Raw genomic sequence first — 13,254 nt, 5'->3', positions numbered from 1 at the left:
CTAGACCGACTGCAGCTTGCGCAGGAGCCGTTTGGCAAGCTTCTCTCCGGAAGCGGCCAAGGAGATGCTGCGTTCGAAGCCGAAGTCAACGATCGGGCGAGCACAAAGTCCGAGTCCCGAAGCGGCGGCGGCCGCGGATTCAGGGAGGATGGCACAGCCTGCTCCCGCCGCGACGTAGCTGAGGAGCGATTCGCCGAAAGAAAGCTCCGCTGTAATGACAGGAGTCATCCGCTGCAGCTGATAGGCAGCGGCGATCGTTTGCCTGACGTCACAGTCGGCAGGATGTACTACCAGCGGCTCGCTGCGGAGGTTTCCCAGCTTCAATGGCGATGCGGTGCCGCTCAAGGAATGCCCTTGAGGTAATACGACCAAATAAGGCTCAGTTAACAGAGGCGCAGCCCAGATAGGGGGCTGCGTATATTTGCTTTCCAGCAGGGCGCAGTCCAAGGAGCCTTGCTGCAAAGCTTTGAGCAGCGCACTAGAGGTTGGGTAAACCCGGATGTCTAGCTGCATCTGCTTATGCCGTAGACCGAGCACTTTAGGAGGCAGGTAATGTAAGGCGAGACTCGGAAGCGCTCCGACTGTGTATTGCTCGCATTCCCGGTACACCTGCAGCTCCGCTTCGAGCTCGCGAAGCTCGGCAAGGATCCGGTGCGCCTTCAGCAGCAGCTTCTCCCCAGCTTCCGTCGCCTCAATCCCCGCCGGCGTCCGGTGCAGCAGCTTCACGCCGAGGTACTCTTCCAATCGGGCCATTTGCTTGCTGAGCGCAGGCTGCGACAAATGCAGCTTCTCGGCTGCCTTGGATAGGCTTCGTGCTTGAACGGCTTGAACGAAGCTTTCCAGCCAATCGATTTGCATCCTGCTTCACCTCTCAATCTAGCATGATGATATAACTGTTGGTTATACCCTTAATCCGAAGCGGAAGTTCCCGGCACATCCCACGCATGATACGCTGGCTCTATTCCAACCGAAAGGGGCAGCATTCTATGAACATCAGTATCATCGGAACCGGCCGAATGGGTCGGGCGCTAGCCGCAGCCTTAAGTGCGGCCGGCAAGGAAATTCAATGGGCCTCCCGGTCGTATGACCGGGTTCGTGAGTTAACGCAGGAGCTTGGCATTCACGCCGAGCCGGTTCGCATGGAGCAAGCGCTTCGAGCTTCCCTCATTATCCCGGCCCTATGGCATCAGGACCTGCTGACCTGGCTGCCGCTCCATGCTTCCAAGCTGAAGGGGAAAATTCTCGTCGATATCACGAATCCTTTTAACGCAACCTTTGATGATTTTACAACGGATTATCACACATCCTCGGCGGAGGAGCTCCAGAAGCTTGTCCCCGAAGCCAGGCTAGTAGGGGCATTCAAAAACACCTTTTGGGAGGTGTTCCAAAGGCCGGAGCATAACGGACTTTACAGCGATGTGTATGTGACCGGAGACGACGAGGAGGCGAAGCGCTTGGTCATCTCCGTACTCGAGGGCATTCCGTTCCGTCTCCTTGATGGCGGTGCGCTCCGAAACAACCGGGTTATCGAACGGATGACGCTCTACTCAAGAGAGCTGTCCAAGCGGTATGAGCATTATCCCCATGTGTCTTGGCGGCTTTGGGGCGGACAATAGCCAATGGTTCCATTATTGCGAGCAATCGTAAGGATTGCTGAGGTCCTGGCGGTACTCGGAAGGCGAGCGGCCATACCACTTTTTGAATTGCTTGGAAAAATAGAGCGGGTCGCTGAAGCCGACGGAGGAGGCGACCTGCTCGATGGTGAGCTTCTCGTGCAGCAGCAGCTTGGCGCGCTCCATTCGGATTTTTAGCAAAAAGCTCATGGGCGACATGCCGGTATGCTGCTTGAACATCTTGGACAGATGCGTCCTGTGATAGCCCAGCGTCTGTGCCATCTGCTCAATCGAGATTTCCTGATAGTACTGCAGCGTCAGCCACCGGATCGCCTGCTCCACCTGCTGCTGAATGACGGAACCCTCCTCCTTCGGGATGCTGGCCTCCGTCTGATTCTGCATGTATTCGCCAAGGATCAGCCGCAAATAACCGCCCGCCTGCATATCGGCGGAAGGCGTACCGGACTGCAGGGTCCGCATGACCCGGTGATACAGAGCGGCTATCCGTCGCTCCGCAGCGGCAGTCGCCACCGGCTGCCCGCGCGTAATGCCGCTTAGGCTGAGCAGCTCCTCCGCGCTGGAGCCCTTGAAGCCGATCCAGCGGTAACGCCAGGGCTCCTGCTCATCGGAGGTATAGCTGACCAGCTCCCCCGGATAAATGAAAAAGCTGTCCCCCGCCTTCAACTGGTAATCCTTCCCCAGCGTGCGGAAGGTTCCTCTCCCCGAAAGGACGTAATGAACGAGATAATAATCGAGCACCTGGGGGCCGACGGCATGCAGAGGGTGAGTCTGCGAAACGCCGCCGAACAGCACCGTGAGCTCTCCTTTGCCGGGACGCGGATTAAAGGAGGTAGACGTATTCATTTCGCTCATATGGTACACCTCTTTCGGATTTGATATGATAGGACTATTGTGAAAGGGGAGACGTGTTATATGAAGTGGAAATCAATCGTTCGCGAGAACGGACTACATCTGTCCTGGCTTGTGGCGACGGTGGCGACGGTGGGAAGCTTGTATTTCTCCGAGGTTCTCGGCTACCTTCCGTGCAAGCTGTGCTGGTACCAGCGCATTCTGATGTATCCACTCGTGATTATACTGGGCATCGCTGCGGTGCGCAAGGATCACAAGGTGTTTCTGTACGTGCTGCCGCTTTCGGTTTGGGGAGCGGGCATTTCGCTGTATCATTACCTGATGCAGAAGACCCCTTGGTTCAAAACGGGAGCTGCCGCCTGCGGTCTTGTCCCTTGCGACGTGGACTATATCGACTGGTTCGGCTTCGTTACGATTCCGTTCCTGGCTCTTGTGGCCTTCATCCTCATTACGATTCTTCAGCTTCTCGTTTGGCGCGCGACGCGAGATTAAGTTCATCGCAGATACTACATTTCTCCATGAAAAAGTGGTTTGTCTCCATATGCATTCCTTGCGGGTCGGAGTATAGTCGAGATAAGCAAAACAAATCACTTTCCGATCCCAAGGAGGCACTTATCATGTCCAAAATTACTTTCTTAGGCGCAGGCAGCACGGTTTTCGCCAAAAATGTATTGGGTGACTGCATGCTGACCCCGTCTCTTCAAGGCTTTGAGCTGGCTTTGTTCGATATCGATCTGGAGCGGCTCAAGGACTCGGAGAACATGCTGAACAATCTGAAGCATTCCACCGGAAGCGGCTGTACCGTGAAAGCGTATACCGATCGGAAGGAAGCGCTGCGCGGAGCCAAATATGTGGTGAATGCTATTCAGGTCGGCGGCTACGACCCTTGTACGATTACCGATTTCGAAATACCGAAGAAATACGGTCTGCGCCAGACGATCGCCGACACGCTGGGGATCGGGGGCATTTTCCGTAACCTGCGGACAATTCCGGTTATGCTTGATTTTGCCAAGGATATTCAAGAGGTGTGCCCGGATGCCTGGTTCCTGAATTACACGAATCCGATGGCGGTTTTGACCAATGCGATGATTACCTACGGCGGCGTGAAAACCGTTGGCTTGTGCCATAGTGTGCAGGTATGTATGCCGCGTCTGTTCAAAGATTTGGGTCTCGAAACGGAAGGGGTAAAGACGAAAATTGCGGGCATCAACCATATGGCTTGGCTGCTGGAGGCGACAAAGGATGGCATTGACCTGTATCCGGAGATCAAGCGCCGTGCCGCCGAGAAGCAGAAGGAAACGCACCATGATATGGTTCGCTACGAGCTGATGCTGCGCTTCGGCTATTATGTGACGGAGTCGTCCGAGCATAATGCGGAATACCACCCGTACTTCATTAAGCGAAATTATCCGGAGCTGATCGAGCGCTTCAACATTCCTCTGGACGAATATCCTCGCCGCTGTATCAGACAAATCGAACGCTGGAAAACGATGCGCGAGGAGCTTGTTAACGATAAGAACCTGGAGCATAATCGTTCCAACGAATACGCATCTTACATTTTCAACGCGATGGAAACGAATACTCCGTTCAAAATCGGCGGCAACGTGATGAATACCGGTCTCATTACCAACCTGCCGAAGGAAGCGTGTGTTGAGGTGCCGTGCCTTGTGGACCGCAGCGGAGTAACGCCAACCTATGTAGGCGACCTTCCTCCGCAGCTGGCCGCGCTGAACCGCACCAATATCAATACACAGCTGCTGACGCTGGAGGCGGCTATTACCGGGAAGAAGGAGCATATTTATCATGCGGCTCTGCTCGACCCTCACACGGCTGCCGAGCTTTCCATCGACGATATTGTGGCGATGTGCGACGATTTGATCGAAGCCCACGGCGACTGGCTGCCGAAATTCAACTAGGCTTATCAGGAAAGAATCATCCTTTGGATGGTTCTTTTCTTTTCGCTTTTTTGGTAAAATGGGAGGCGAACATCATTTCGCGTGAGGCAGCTTGCCGATAAAGGTGGATAATCGATGAAGCGACAGACGACGAAGTTGACGAAACATGTACTAATAAGCACCCTCCTGGCCTTTGCTCTGTCAGCATGCTCCAGTGAGCCTATCGCAGAGCCTGCGCCCACTGAGTCTCCCAAGACTCCTGAGCCGGCAGCTCAAGTTGTGCCTGCCCCTCCGGTACCGGCTCCGCAAGCCGCTATGGAAACGCCGCAGCCCGCTCCGGCTAAGGAAGAGCCCGCACCCTCGCAGGAGACCGTCCCTTCAAGCGTTTACAACGGAGGCGTAAAGAACCCGGCTTCTGCTGCGATCGGCACGCCCAAGCCCGCTGCCAAGCCCTCCGGGACTGCATCGGACAAGACCCCGTTATCGTGGTACTACATGAAAAAGCCAAAGGGACAGGTGCCGAACTTCCCGGCAGACACCAAGAAATACACGGAGGACATGAAGGCGCTCTACGTAGGGACTGGGAAAAAGGTATATTTGACCATCGATACGGGCGGCGCCCTTGGAGATATCGATACGCTGATCCAATCGCTGAAGGATAATGACGCCAAGGCCAACTTTTTTATTGCGGGATATAATGTGAAGAAAAATCCAGATTATGTGCGACGGCTGGTAGCGGACGGACATCTGGTAGCGAACCATACGATGACCCATACGGACATGACCACGCAATCGGACGAGCAGGTTCGCAAGGAGATACAGGATTTCGAGAAGCTGATCAAGGACGTGACGGGGCAGGACGTGCAGCCCTACTTCCGGTTTCCCTACGGAAGGTACAACCTGCACCTGCTGAAGATGGTTTCGGATATGGGATACACCTCCGTTTTCTGGTCCACTGCGATGAGGGACTGGGAGCCGCGCAAGAACGGGGCGGAGGATCCATACAACGACATCATGAACAACCTGCACGACGGCAATATCATCCTCATGCACCAAGGCTCGCCGGAAAACATTGAAGCGCTGGACCGCATTGTGAAAGAAGTAAAAAAAGCAGGCTATGAATTTGCACTCTTATCGGATATTACTCCTCCTAAAGACCGCTGACCGGCGGTTTTTTCTTTTGCGGAAATCGGAATCGGCTGCGTGTTCATCGGTACCAAACCTTGTCACGCTACATACGCTGTAGGAGAAAGTGAATGTGAAGTGAAGCAACCCATCCTACGGATAAAGGAAGCGAGAGGACGTGCAGCAACCGATAGCCATATTGGATTCGGGAGTCGGCGGTTTGACGGTTGCCAAGGAGATCATGAGGCAGCTGCCGAAGGAGTCGATCATTTATTTCGGCGATACCGCAAGAGCACCCTACGGTCCGCGGCCGGCGGAGGAAGTGGCCCGTTTCACGCATCAGGTCATCGATTATTTATGCGAGCTGTCGCCCAAGATGGTTGTCATCGCCTGTAACACGGCTACGGCCGTAGCACTGGACGAAGCGCGCAGCAGGCTGGCTGTTCCCGTGGTAGGGGTAATTCATCCGGGAGCCCGTGCGGCGATCAAGATGACCCGCAACCAGGTGGTTGGCGTGATTGGAACGGAAGGTACGATCCGAAGCGACGCGTATACGACGGCTCTCCGACAAATCTGTCCTGGTATTCAGGTGATCAGCCTGGCTTGTCCCGATTTGGTGCCTTTAGTGGAAAAAGGAATATTCGATCCCAATGAGGTCGCTCCGATTGTGGAGCGTTCATTGATGCCGCTGAGGCAGCATCCGATCGATTGTCTCATTCTGGGGTGCACGCACTATCCGTATTTATCGGATTCGATCTCCGAATTCATGGGCCCGCATGTCAATTTAATCAGTTCCGCGGAGGAGACCGCTAGAGAAATCAGCACATTGCTATATCATCGCGGATTACTGGCAGGGGACATGAATCAGGCTGAGCATCGTTATTTTTGCAGCGGGGATCCCAAGATGTTCCGCGACATTGCTGAGAGCTGGCTGCAGCAGAAGGTCGATGTGACTCCCGTTCGATGGGAGGTTCTGAATAATATTTCATAATACGTCATATGCATTAACGAATCCTTGATTGAGGACGAAGGAGGAGCTAAGGCATGACGTTTCCTTACGTAGTGCAGCAGGGCGATACCTTGTATCGCATCGCAAGAAGATATCGTATGAACGTAACGGCACTCCTAAGTGCAAATCCGCAGCTTCAGGAGAGCGGGTACATCTATCCCGGGCAAGTGATTCAAATCCCGGTGATGCCCACCAGCATGTATGTGATTCAGGCCGGCGACAGCTTCTTCGAGATCGCCCGGCGCTTCAATATCGATCTAGGGGATCTGCAGGCTGCGAATCCGGGCGTGGATCCCCGGCGTCTGCGTATCGGACAAACCATTGTTCTCCCGATAAGCCGTGGCATGAAAATCGTAGACACCTCCAACGAATACGGATTTGCCGAGCTGCAGGAGGACCTTCAGCTGCTTCAGCAGCGCTATCCGTTTCTCGAGCTGGGCTCCATCGGAACCACCGTCCTCGGACGCCCGATTCCGGTCGTCAGAATTGGCACGGGTCCCAAGGAGGTTCACTACAACGGCTCGTTCCATGCGAACGAATGGATAACAACGTCTCTGCTCATGAATTTTCTCGAGGAATATGCCTATTCCTACGCTAACGGAATCCCGCTTCGGGGCCGGGACGTGCGTGCTTTGTTCGAGCAGACGTCTCTGTGGATCGTTCCCATGGTAAACCCTGATGGCGTCGAGCTGGTGCTCCAGGGAGCAAGTCCGGATAACCCATATTATGCACAGCTTATTGAGTGGAACTTCGGATCCCGCAATTTCTCGCGGTGGAAGGCCAATATCCGCGGTGTCGATCTGAATGACCAATTTCCGGCGAACTGGGAAATTGAACGTGACCGCAGGGAAGTGACCGGTCCGGGTCCCCGGGATTACACCGGGACGGCTCCGCTCACGGAGCCTGAAGCGGCCGCCATGGCAAGCTTTACGGAGGATCATGAGTTCCGGCTGGTCGTTGCTTTCCATACCCAAGGACAAGAAATTTATTGGAATTATCGGGATATGGAACCGGAGGAATCGGAGGCGATTGCAGATCGATTCGCGCAGGTGAGCGGTTACCGGGCAGTAAAGCTTAACGGAAGCGATGCCGGATACAAGGACTGGTTCATACAGGAATTTCGGCGGCCCGGGTTTACGATCGAGGCGGGCATTGGCGTAAATCCGCTGCCGGTCTCCCAGTTCCGGCAAATCTATGATGATGTCATCGGAATTATGCTTGAAGGCTTAATCGTATAGGGCGACAAGCTCCAGGGCTGCATTACCTGCTTAAGTAGGCAGGAAGCTGCTGTGGGGCTTTTTCGTGCGGGACCGCTTATCCCGGATGCAACCATGACAAGCCCCCTGCTTTCATCGTACAATAGAGATGAGCAGTCCGCTGAGTCGCGGGCGCTCGAACGGTCAATCCTGCGATGCAATACAGAGCCGGCAGGTTGTCCATACAAGCTAAGGGGGTGCCGACATGTGGAAACGATTGTTGTCCTTGCGTTCCTGGGGTCATGTGTTTCGCCGCATTGTGCCGCTGCTGCGTTCGCCGCGTGTGCCGCTGTACGAGAAGCTGCTGTTTGCCGTGCCGGTATTGGTATACTGGATCATGCCTGATGTGATGCCGTACCTTCCCATCGATGATATTGCGGTGGGACTGCTGCTTATGAATTGGTTTACGAATCGGGCGGAACGTAAATATGGCGCTTGAATCCATAAGCTTCACAAAATATCCTTAGTTACCTGTGTGTAACTAAGGATATTTCTTTTTAGTGCTTACCTGAACGGCGGCTATCCCTTATAGTGTAGTATGTAGGGCAATCAGAAGGAGATGACATCCTGTGCAGGTCAGCAATCATATCAAGCGGCTGCTACTCATGAATTTATCGGCAACGATCATCTTTAACTACATTGGGATCTTTGTCAATCTGTATGTTTGGGAGAAAAGCAAGAGCATCTTCGATGTTACCTGGCTTAACTTGATTCTCTTTATTTCGTGGAGCATCGCTTTTGCAACCGGTTCCAGGCTGCTTTCACGGTTCTCAACACGATTCTTGATTCGGGGGACGGCCATCGCGGGAGCCTTGACTTTCCTTCTGCTCATGTTCCTGGAGCTGGATAACAAGGTGCTGTGGCTGACGCTCCTCGGTCTGCCTATAGGCGTCATGTGGGGGTTTTACGCTTCGGCTCAAAATATAACGCTGACCATTTACGGGAGAGGAAAGGATTTCGAAGGCTATTTCTCTGTGGCCAGCATCATCGGACAGGTCGTTTCCATCCTGAATCCGATTGCCTTTGCCCTGGTCATTAAATGGCTCGGGTATTCGGGCTCCTTCCTGCTCATGTTCTTATTCGTAACGGCACTGCTTACGGTCTCCTTCTTCATTCCGGAGATTTCGCTGTCTCGGGAGCCCGAGCCTTTGTTTCACCACATGAGATTTCGCCAGGTCTTTACCAGTAAGGCGCTAAGGTACATGGTACCGTCCTGCCTGGCGGCAGGTATTTTCCTGCAATTCCAGGGACTTTTTGCCCTGATCTTTACCTTCTCTGTATCGAGCGACAAGCTGGTGATTTCGCTGCTGAACGTGATGTACGCTTGCTCCTCCATTACCGCTATGATCATCTATCGGCGGGTGCAAGCGAAGGAGGGCTTATGGCTTACGATCGGGATGGCTGCGATCTGCATCGGCTTCCTGATTCCGTTGTTTCCGAAGGCGCCATTGCTGGTGGTTTCCAATATATTGACGACCGTGGGGATGTTTTATTTCGGTACGGTCTGGAATACGAGGCAATTTCGGATCATCTGCCGGCATACCGTGATGGAGCAGGCTCGAATTTTACTTTGGCGCGAATGGTTTCTTAACCTGTCCAGGATTACGATGCTGGTACTGATCCTGTTCGTTAAGGAGCTTCGGGGACCTACCTTCATCGCGTTAATCGGTCTTGCCATTGTTTCGGCCATGCTGATTCCGTATTTCTCGGCCAAGAGCACGGAGGCGATGGAGGAAGCGATGGCGCAGGAAAACGGATGAAATATACGACAAAGCCGTCGGCACCTACATAGATGCGTCGACGGCTTTTGCTATGCTATTCGGTTAATCAACCCCGGGCTTATCTGCTTCATACTCCTCGGCAGGCATCCGGATCCAGCGCTTCAGATAGCCTTGCTCGTAAAGTGCCTTGATCAGAATAATAAGGATAGGGGACAGGATCAAGCCCGCCACTCCGAATAGGGAGAGGGAGATGATCATAAACGACAGCATCGTGAAGGCGGATACCCCCAGCGAATCTCCGGTAATCTTCGGCTCCATAATCTGGCGCACGCCTGTCACAATCACTAGCAGAACCGTCAGCCAGATGGCGAGCGTCGTTTGGCCTACAACGAGCAAATAAATGATCCAAGGGATGAACAGCGTAGCTACGCCTAACAAGGGAAGTACGTCGAATATCCCGGCGAGCAGCGCGATGGAGAAGGCGTTATGGACTCGAAGCGCGATTAGCGCGATAAAAATGATGAAAAATGTCAAGCTGATCAGCTTGGCTTGCGCTTTGACATAAGTGACAATACCGACGAGCACATTCTCTTTCAGAAACAGGAACGCCTTCTTGAAGGTCTTTGGTGTCTTCTGATCGGCCACCCGGCGCCACGTTTCGATCTCGATACTTAGGAAGTAAGCAAGGATGATCGCAATGACGAAGTTGACGACAAAGGTGGAGAAGGAGGTCAGCATCGTGAAGAGCGCCATCAGGAAGGAACGGGCAATTCCGGTGAGCTTCTGTGTAATCTGTGTCGTATATTGACTCACCTGTTCAATCAGATCAGGGGGCAGCATTCCTTCAATCTGCTGCTGCAGCTCACCGCTTCGCAGAATGATCTGCTTCTGAAGCACATCGGCGTATTCAGGCAGCTTATCCGTGAGATGTAAGATTTGCGTAGTAAAAATGACGCCGATCCCCGCAATAGCTCCTAAAATGACCAAAACGAAGATTACGGTCGATATCGCCGAGGCAATGGCCTTCTGAATACCGCGCCGGTGCAGGAAGCGGGCGAACGGCTCAATGATCAGGTAAACGACGAACGCCAGAAAAATCGGCGTTGCAATCCGGTAGAGGTAGCTGAACAACAGCATGAACAGGTACACGGTTAACACAAGCAGCGCGATGTCGAACGCGGTTTTATAATATTTCCGGTAAAAGGAGAGCATGGTTCACCTCGATCATTAAGGCTTGGAAGCGCCGGTGTCACACCATTTGGCGGCCCACAGCTTCATTTCTTTCAAAATTTGATGCAAATCCTCGCCCTTCGGAGTCAGCTTGTACTCCACCGTAACGGGGACGGTCGGATAAGCCGTGCGTTCGAGCACGCCGTTTTCCTCCAGGTGCCGCAGCGTATCGGTAAGCGATTTGGGACTGATGGAAACGATCTTCCTCTGAAGCTCGCCGAAGCGCATGGTTCCTCCGAACAGCTCCCGGAGCACCAGAAAGGACCACTTGCCCCCAATGACATCAAGCGCCCTTTCAATCGAGCATTCGATGTGCACCGGCTGCTTGGGAATATAATTGCTGGCTGCTTGCTGACGGACTGTCGACTCTTTTTCAGGTAATGTCATGTACGTTCAATCCTTTCCCAAAGTTCGTTGTTGTGGTTTGAATAGAAGGTAACTTTTAGGTAAGTATATATAATTTATGTAATAATATCAAAAAAACTTCACTACTTTCCAGAAACTTCTGCCCGGGCTACAATGGCTATGAACCTAAATCCATAGTTACTGTAGGAGGTACGAAATGGAATATCGTCGTTTAGGCAGAAGCGGGTTGAAGGTAAGCGAAATTAGTCTCGGCAGCTGGCTCACTTATGGCGGATCCGTCGACAGCAAGGCTTCGGAGGCTGTGGTGGACCGCGCGTATGAGCTGGGTATCAATTTCTTTGACACGGCGAATGTGTACCACCGGGGTGCGGCAGAGGAGATCGTAGGCGCCGCCCTGAAAAAATATCCTCGCGAATCGTATGTTCTGGCCACGAAGGTGTTCTTTCCTATGGGGGACGGTCCGAATGACCGAGGCTTGTCCCGCAAGCACATCATGGAGCAGTGTGAGGCGAGTCTCAAGCGGATGAAGGTGGATTACATCGATCTGTACCAGTGCCACCGCTATGATCCGAATACGCCGCTCGAAGAGACATTACGGGCGCTGGATGATTTGGTTACACAGGGGAAGGTGCTGTATGTCGGTGTCAGCGAATGGAGCGCGGTCCAGATCAATGATGCGATTCATATGGCGAAGGAGCTGAACCTGGATCGCATTGTGTCTAACCAGCCGGTGTACAACATGATTAACCGGTATATCGAAAAGGATGTAGTCCCTGTCTCCGAACGTGAAGGGGTTGGCCAGGTGGTCTTCTCGCCGCTTGCGCAGGGTGTGCTGACAGGAAAGTACAAGCCGGGCGCGCCGCTGCCCGAAGGCTCCCGTGCCACCGATCCGAAGTCGAATGCCTTCATCGGCCGTTACTTGGAGGATGAGCTCCTGCAGAAGGTAGAGAGGCTCGGAGGCATCGCTGAGCGGAACGGCATCTCCTTGGCGCAGCTGGCTTTGGCCTGGAATCTGCGCCTGCCGAACATCTCCAGCTGCATCATCGGAGCTTCCCGGCCTGAGCAGGTGGATGAGAATGTCAAGGCGTCCGGTGTGAAGCTGTCGGAGGCGGATCTGCAGGAAATCGAAGACATTCTGGCTTAATATGGAAAGCCCGCTTGCGCAGCATGGCTGTTCGCAAGGGGCTTTCTTTTTGCCTTGTCAAGGCTGGGCCAGGATATACTCGACAAACAAGCTGGAAGCCGGCGATAATAGCCTGTCGCTCCGTGTGCATAACGCAATCGAGTTGGACATGCTGCAGTCCTTGACCAGTACGCGGCAAACCTCTCCCCGCCGGATCGGTTCGCTGACCTCCAGCGCGGAGACGAAGGCCGCACCGAAGCCGGCCGCTACGGAGCGAATCGATTCGGACAGACCGGTAAGCTGCAGTGCGGCGCGAGGCGGCTCCGCTCCATGCAGCCTGCAGAGAGAGAACAGCGCTTCGCGGGCAAAGCTGCCGGGCTCCCGAAGCACGAACGGGACCTTCATCATCTCCGCAAACGTCACCTGCTTCCCGGCAAGCTCGTGGCTTGCCGATACAATAAATATGAGCTCGTCCTGCAGAAGCTCCTTCACGGTAATCCCGGGGTGCTCCGCGGGACTGCCTCCGATAATCGCGAGGTCGGCTTGGTAGTGCAAGAGTCGTTCCATCGCGGAGGAGCTGTTCACCGTGATCAGCTCCATCTCAACGGCAGGCTGCTGCTTTAGAAATGTTGCCATCCATACAGGGAGCAGCTGATGTGCCGGCAGCGAAGTGGCCGCTACGCGTACGCGGCCCGTTCGTCCGCTTCGGTAATCGTCCAGCGCAGCTTCCATGCTCGCCTCCAGCGCGAATAGTCTGGAGGCATAAGGATACAGCATAGTGCCTGCTTCGGTAAGCCGGATTCCGCGGCCCTTCGGCTCAAGAAGCGCCAGCGACAGCTCCTGCTCCAGCTTGCGGATTTGAGCGGTGACGGCAGGCTGGCTGATGCGGAGCGCCTCCGCCGCTTTGGTTACACTTCCTAAGGCAGCCGTTTTGTAAAATAGCTTAAGTGCGTGCAGATTCATGGACATACCCCTTTAAATCATAAGTATAATTTATGAAATAACAACAAAGATATATTAGTTTTATGATTTGCTACCGTCTATTC

The 13,254-nt window shown here is 53.8% G+C and carries 14 protein-coding genes; 9 read left to right on the top strand and 5 right to left on the bottom strand.

Annotated elements, in window-relative coordinates:
• Window positions 1-858, bottom strand: coding sequence for a LysR family transcriptional regulator (locus RAC89_RS04975; protein WP_306612171.1), 858 nt, complete (start codon window positions 856-858; stop codon window positions 1-3).
• Between the two features lie 128 nt (window positions 859-986).
• Between RAC89_RS04975 and RAC89_RS04970 the strand changes: the two genes are divergently transcribed.
• Complete coding sequence (locus RAC89_RS04970) at window positions 987-1,616, top strand: NADPH-dependent F420 reductase (RefSeq protein ID WP_306612170.1); 630 nt, start codon at window positions 987-989, stop codon at window positions 1,614-1,616.
• A 12-nt stretch (window positions 1,617-1,628) separates the two neighbouring features.
• On the opposite strand, the gene RAC89_RS04965 is transcribed toward RAC89_RS04970, so the two are convergent.
• Window positions 1,629-2,486: an AraC family transcriptional regulator gene (locus RAC89_RS04965; protein ID WP_306612169.1), complete on the bottom strand. Its 858-nt coding sequence runs from the start codon at window positions 2,484-2,486 to the stop codon at window positions 1,629-1,631.
• Window positions 2,487-2,546: 60 nt separating this feature from the next.
• Here RAC89_RS04965 and RAC89_RS04960 point away from each other — a divergent pair, with 60 nt between their 5' ends.
• The 7 genes from RAC89_RS04960 (at window position 2,547) to RAC89_RS04930 (ending at window position 9,528) form a co-directional block, all read left to right on the top strand.
• On the top strand, window positions 2,547-2,975 hold the full coding sequence (locus RAC89_RS04960; protein ID WP_306612168.1) for a disulfide oxidoreductase: 429 nt from the start codon (window positions 2,547-2,549) through the stop codon (window positions 2,973-2,975).
• A gap of 125 nt (window positions 2,976-3,100) precedes the next feature.
• On the top strand, window positions 3,101-4,399 hold the full coding sequence (gene melA, locus RAC89_RS04955) for an alpha-glucosidase/alpha-galactosidase (RefSeq protein ID WP_306612167.1): 1,299 nt from the start codon (window positions 3,101-3,103) through the stop codon (window positions 4,397-4,399).
• A 114-nt stretch (window positions 4,400-4,513) separates the two neighbouring features.
• Window positions 4,514-5,542: a polysaccharide deacetylase family protein gene (locus tag RAC89_RS04950; protein ID WP_306612166.1), complete on the top strand. Its 1,029-nt coding sequence runs from the start codon at window positions 4,514-4,516 to the stop codon at window positions 5,540-5,542.
• Window positions 5,543-5,681: 139 nt separating this feature from the next.
• On the top strand, window positions 5,682-6,494 hold the full coding sequence (racE, locus tag RAC89_RS04945) for a glutamate racemase (protein WP_306612165.1): 813 nt from the start codon (window positions 5,682-5,684) through the stop codon (window positions 6,492-6,494).
• A 53-nt stretch (window positions 6,495-6,547) separates the two neighbouring features.
• On the top strand, window positions 6,548-7,750 hold the full coding sequence (locus RAC89_RS04940; protein ID WP_306612163.1) for a M14 family metallopeptidase: 1,203 nt from the start codon (window positions 6,548-6,550) through the stop codon (window positions 7,748-7,750).
• Between the two features lie 223 nt (window positions 7,751-7,973).
• Window positions 7,974-8,207, top strand: coding sequence for a hypothetical protein (locus tag RAC89_RS04935; protein WP_284640981.1), 234 nt, complete (start codon window positions 7,974-7,976; stop codon window positions 8,205-8,207).
• Between the two features lie 130 nt (window positions 8,208-8,337).
• Complete coding sequence (locus tag RAC89_RS04930; protein ID WP_306612161.1) at window positions 8,338-9,528, top strand: MFS transporter; 1,191 nt, start codon at window positions 8,338-8,340, stop codon at window positions 9,526-9,528.
• A 63-nt stretch (window positions 9,529-9,591) separates the two neighbouring features.
• Here the strand turns inward: RAC89_RS04930 and RAC89_RS04925 are convergent, their stop codons facing one another.
• Both RAC89_RS04925 and RAC89_RS04920 read right to left on the bottom strand, forming a co-directional pair.
• The gene (locus RAC89_RS04925) at window positions 9,592-10,701 is read right to left on the bottom strand and encodes an AI-2E family transporter (protein ID WP_306612159.1); all 1,110 of its coding nucleotides are present in this window, start codon (window positions 10,699-10,701) and stop codon (window positions 9,592-9,594) included.
• 15 nt (window positions 10,702-10,716) lie between these two features.
• The gene (locus tag RAC89_RS04920) at window positions 10,717-11,106 is read right to left on the bottom strand and encodes a winged helix-turn-helix transcriptional regulator (RefSeq protein ID WP_306612157.1); all 390 of its coding nucleotides are present in this window, start codon (window positions 11,104-11,106) and stop codon (window positions 10,717-10,719) included.
• A gap of 175 nt (window positions 11,107-11,281) precedes the next feature.
• Between RAC89_RS04920 and RAC89_RS04915 the strand changes: the two genes are divergently transcribed.
• Window positions 11,282-12,229: an aldo/keto reductase family protein gene (locus tag RAC89_RS04915; RefSeq protein WP_306612155.1), complete on the top strand. Its 948-nt coding sequence runs from the start codon at window positions 11,282-11,284 to the stop codon at window positions 12,227-12,229.
• Window positions 12,230-12,286: 57 nt separating this feature from the next.
• Here RAC89_RS04915 and RAC89_RS04910 read toward each other — a convergent pair whose 3' ends face one another.
• Entirely contained in the window at window positions 12,287-13,171 is an 885-nt protein-coding gene (locus RAC89_RS04910) for a LysR family transcriptional regulator (protein ID WP_306612153.1), read from the bottom strand.
• Between the last annotated feature and the right edge of the window lie 83 nt (window positions 13,172-13,254).

Origin of the sequence: Paenibacillus sp. GD4 (assembly GCF_030846225.1) — a bacterium.
Taxonomy (GTDB): domain Bacteria; phylum Bacillota; class Bacilli; order Paenibacillales; family NBRC-103111; genus Paenibacillus_G; species Paenibacillus_G silviterrae.
The sequence above is the reverse complement of the archived record's forward strand: the minus strand, read 5'-3'. Positions and strand labels throughout refer to the sequence as shown.

Coding starts and splice junctions, on each gene's coding strand:
- RAC89_RS04970 (WP_306612170.1), top strand. CDS start 987: ATGAACATCAGTATCATCGGAACCGGCCGAATGGGTCGGGCGCTAGCC.
- RAC89_RS04950 (WP_306612166.1), top strand. CDS start 4,514: ATGAAGCGACAGACGACGAAGTTGACGAAACATGTACTAATAAGCACC.
- RAC89_RS04940 (WP_306612163.1), top strand. CDS start 6,548: ATGACGTTTCCTTACGTAGTGCAGCAGGGCGATACCTTGTATCGCATC.
- RAC89_RS04920 (WP_306612157.1), bottom strand. CDS start 11,106: ATGACATTACCTGAAAAAGAGTCGACAGTCCGTCAGCAAGCAGCCAGC.
- melA (WP_306612167.1), top strand. CDS start 3,101: ATGTCCAAAATTACTTTCTTAGGCGCAGGCAGCACGGTTTTCGCCAAA.
- RAC89_RS04925 (WP_306612159.1), bottom strand. CDS start 10,701: ATGCTCTCCTTTTACCGGAAATATTATAAAACCGCGTTCGACATCGCG.
- RAC89_RS04915 (WP_306612155.1), top strand. CDS start 11,282: ATGGAATATCGTCGTTTAGGCAGAAGCGGGTTGAAGGTAAGCGAAATT.
- RAC89_RS04910 (WP_306612153.1), bottom strand. CDS start 13,171: ATGAATCTGCACGCACTTAAGCTATTTTACAAAACGGCTGCCTTAGGA.
- RAC89_RS04975 (WP_306612171.1), bottom strand. CDS start 858: ATGCAAATCGATTGGCTGGAAAGCTTCGTTCAAGCCGTTCAAGCACGA.
- RAC89_RS04935 (WP_284640981.1), top strand. CDS start 7,974: ATGTGGAAACGATTGTTGTCCTTGCGTTCCTGGGGTCATGTGTTTCGC.
- RAC89_RS04965 (WP_306612169.1), bottom strand. CDS start 2,486: ATGAGCGAAATGAATACGTCTACCTCCTTTAATCCGCGTCCCGGCAAA.
- RAC89_RS04960 (WP_306612168.1), top strand. CDS start 2,547: ATGAAGTGGAAATCAATCGTTCGCGAGAACGGACTACATCTGTCCTGG.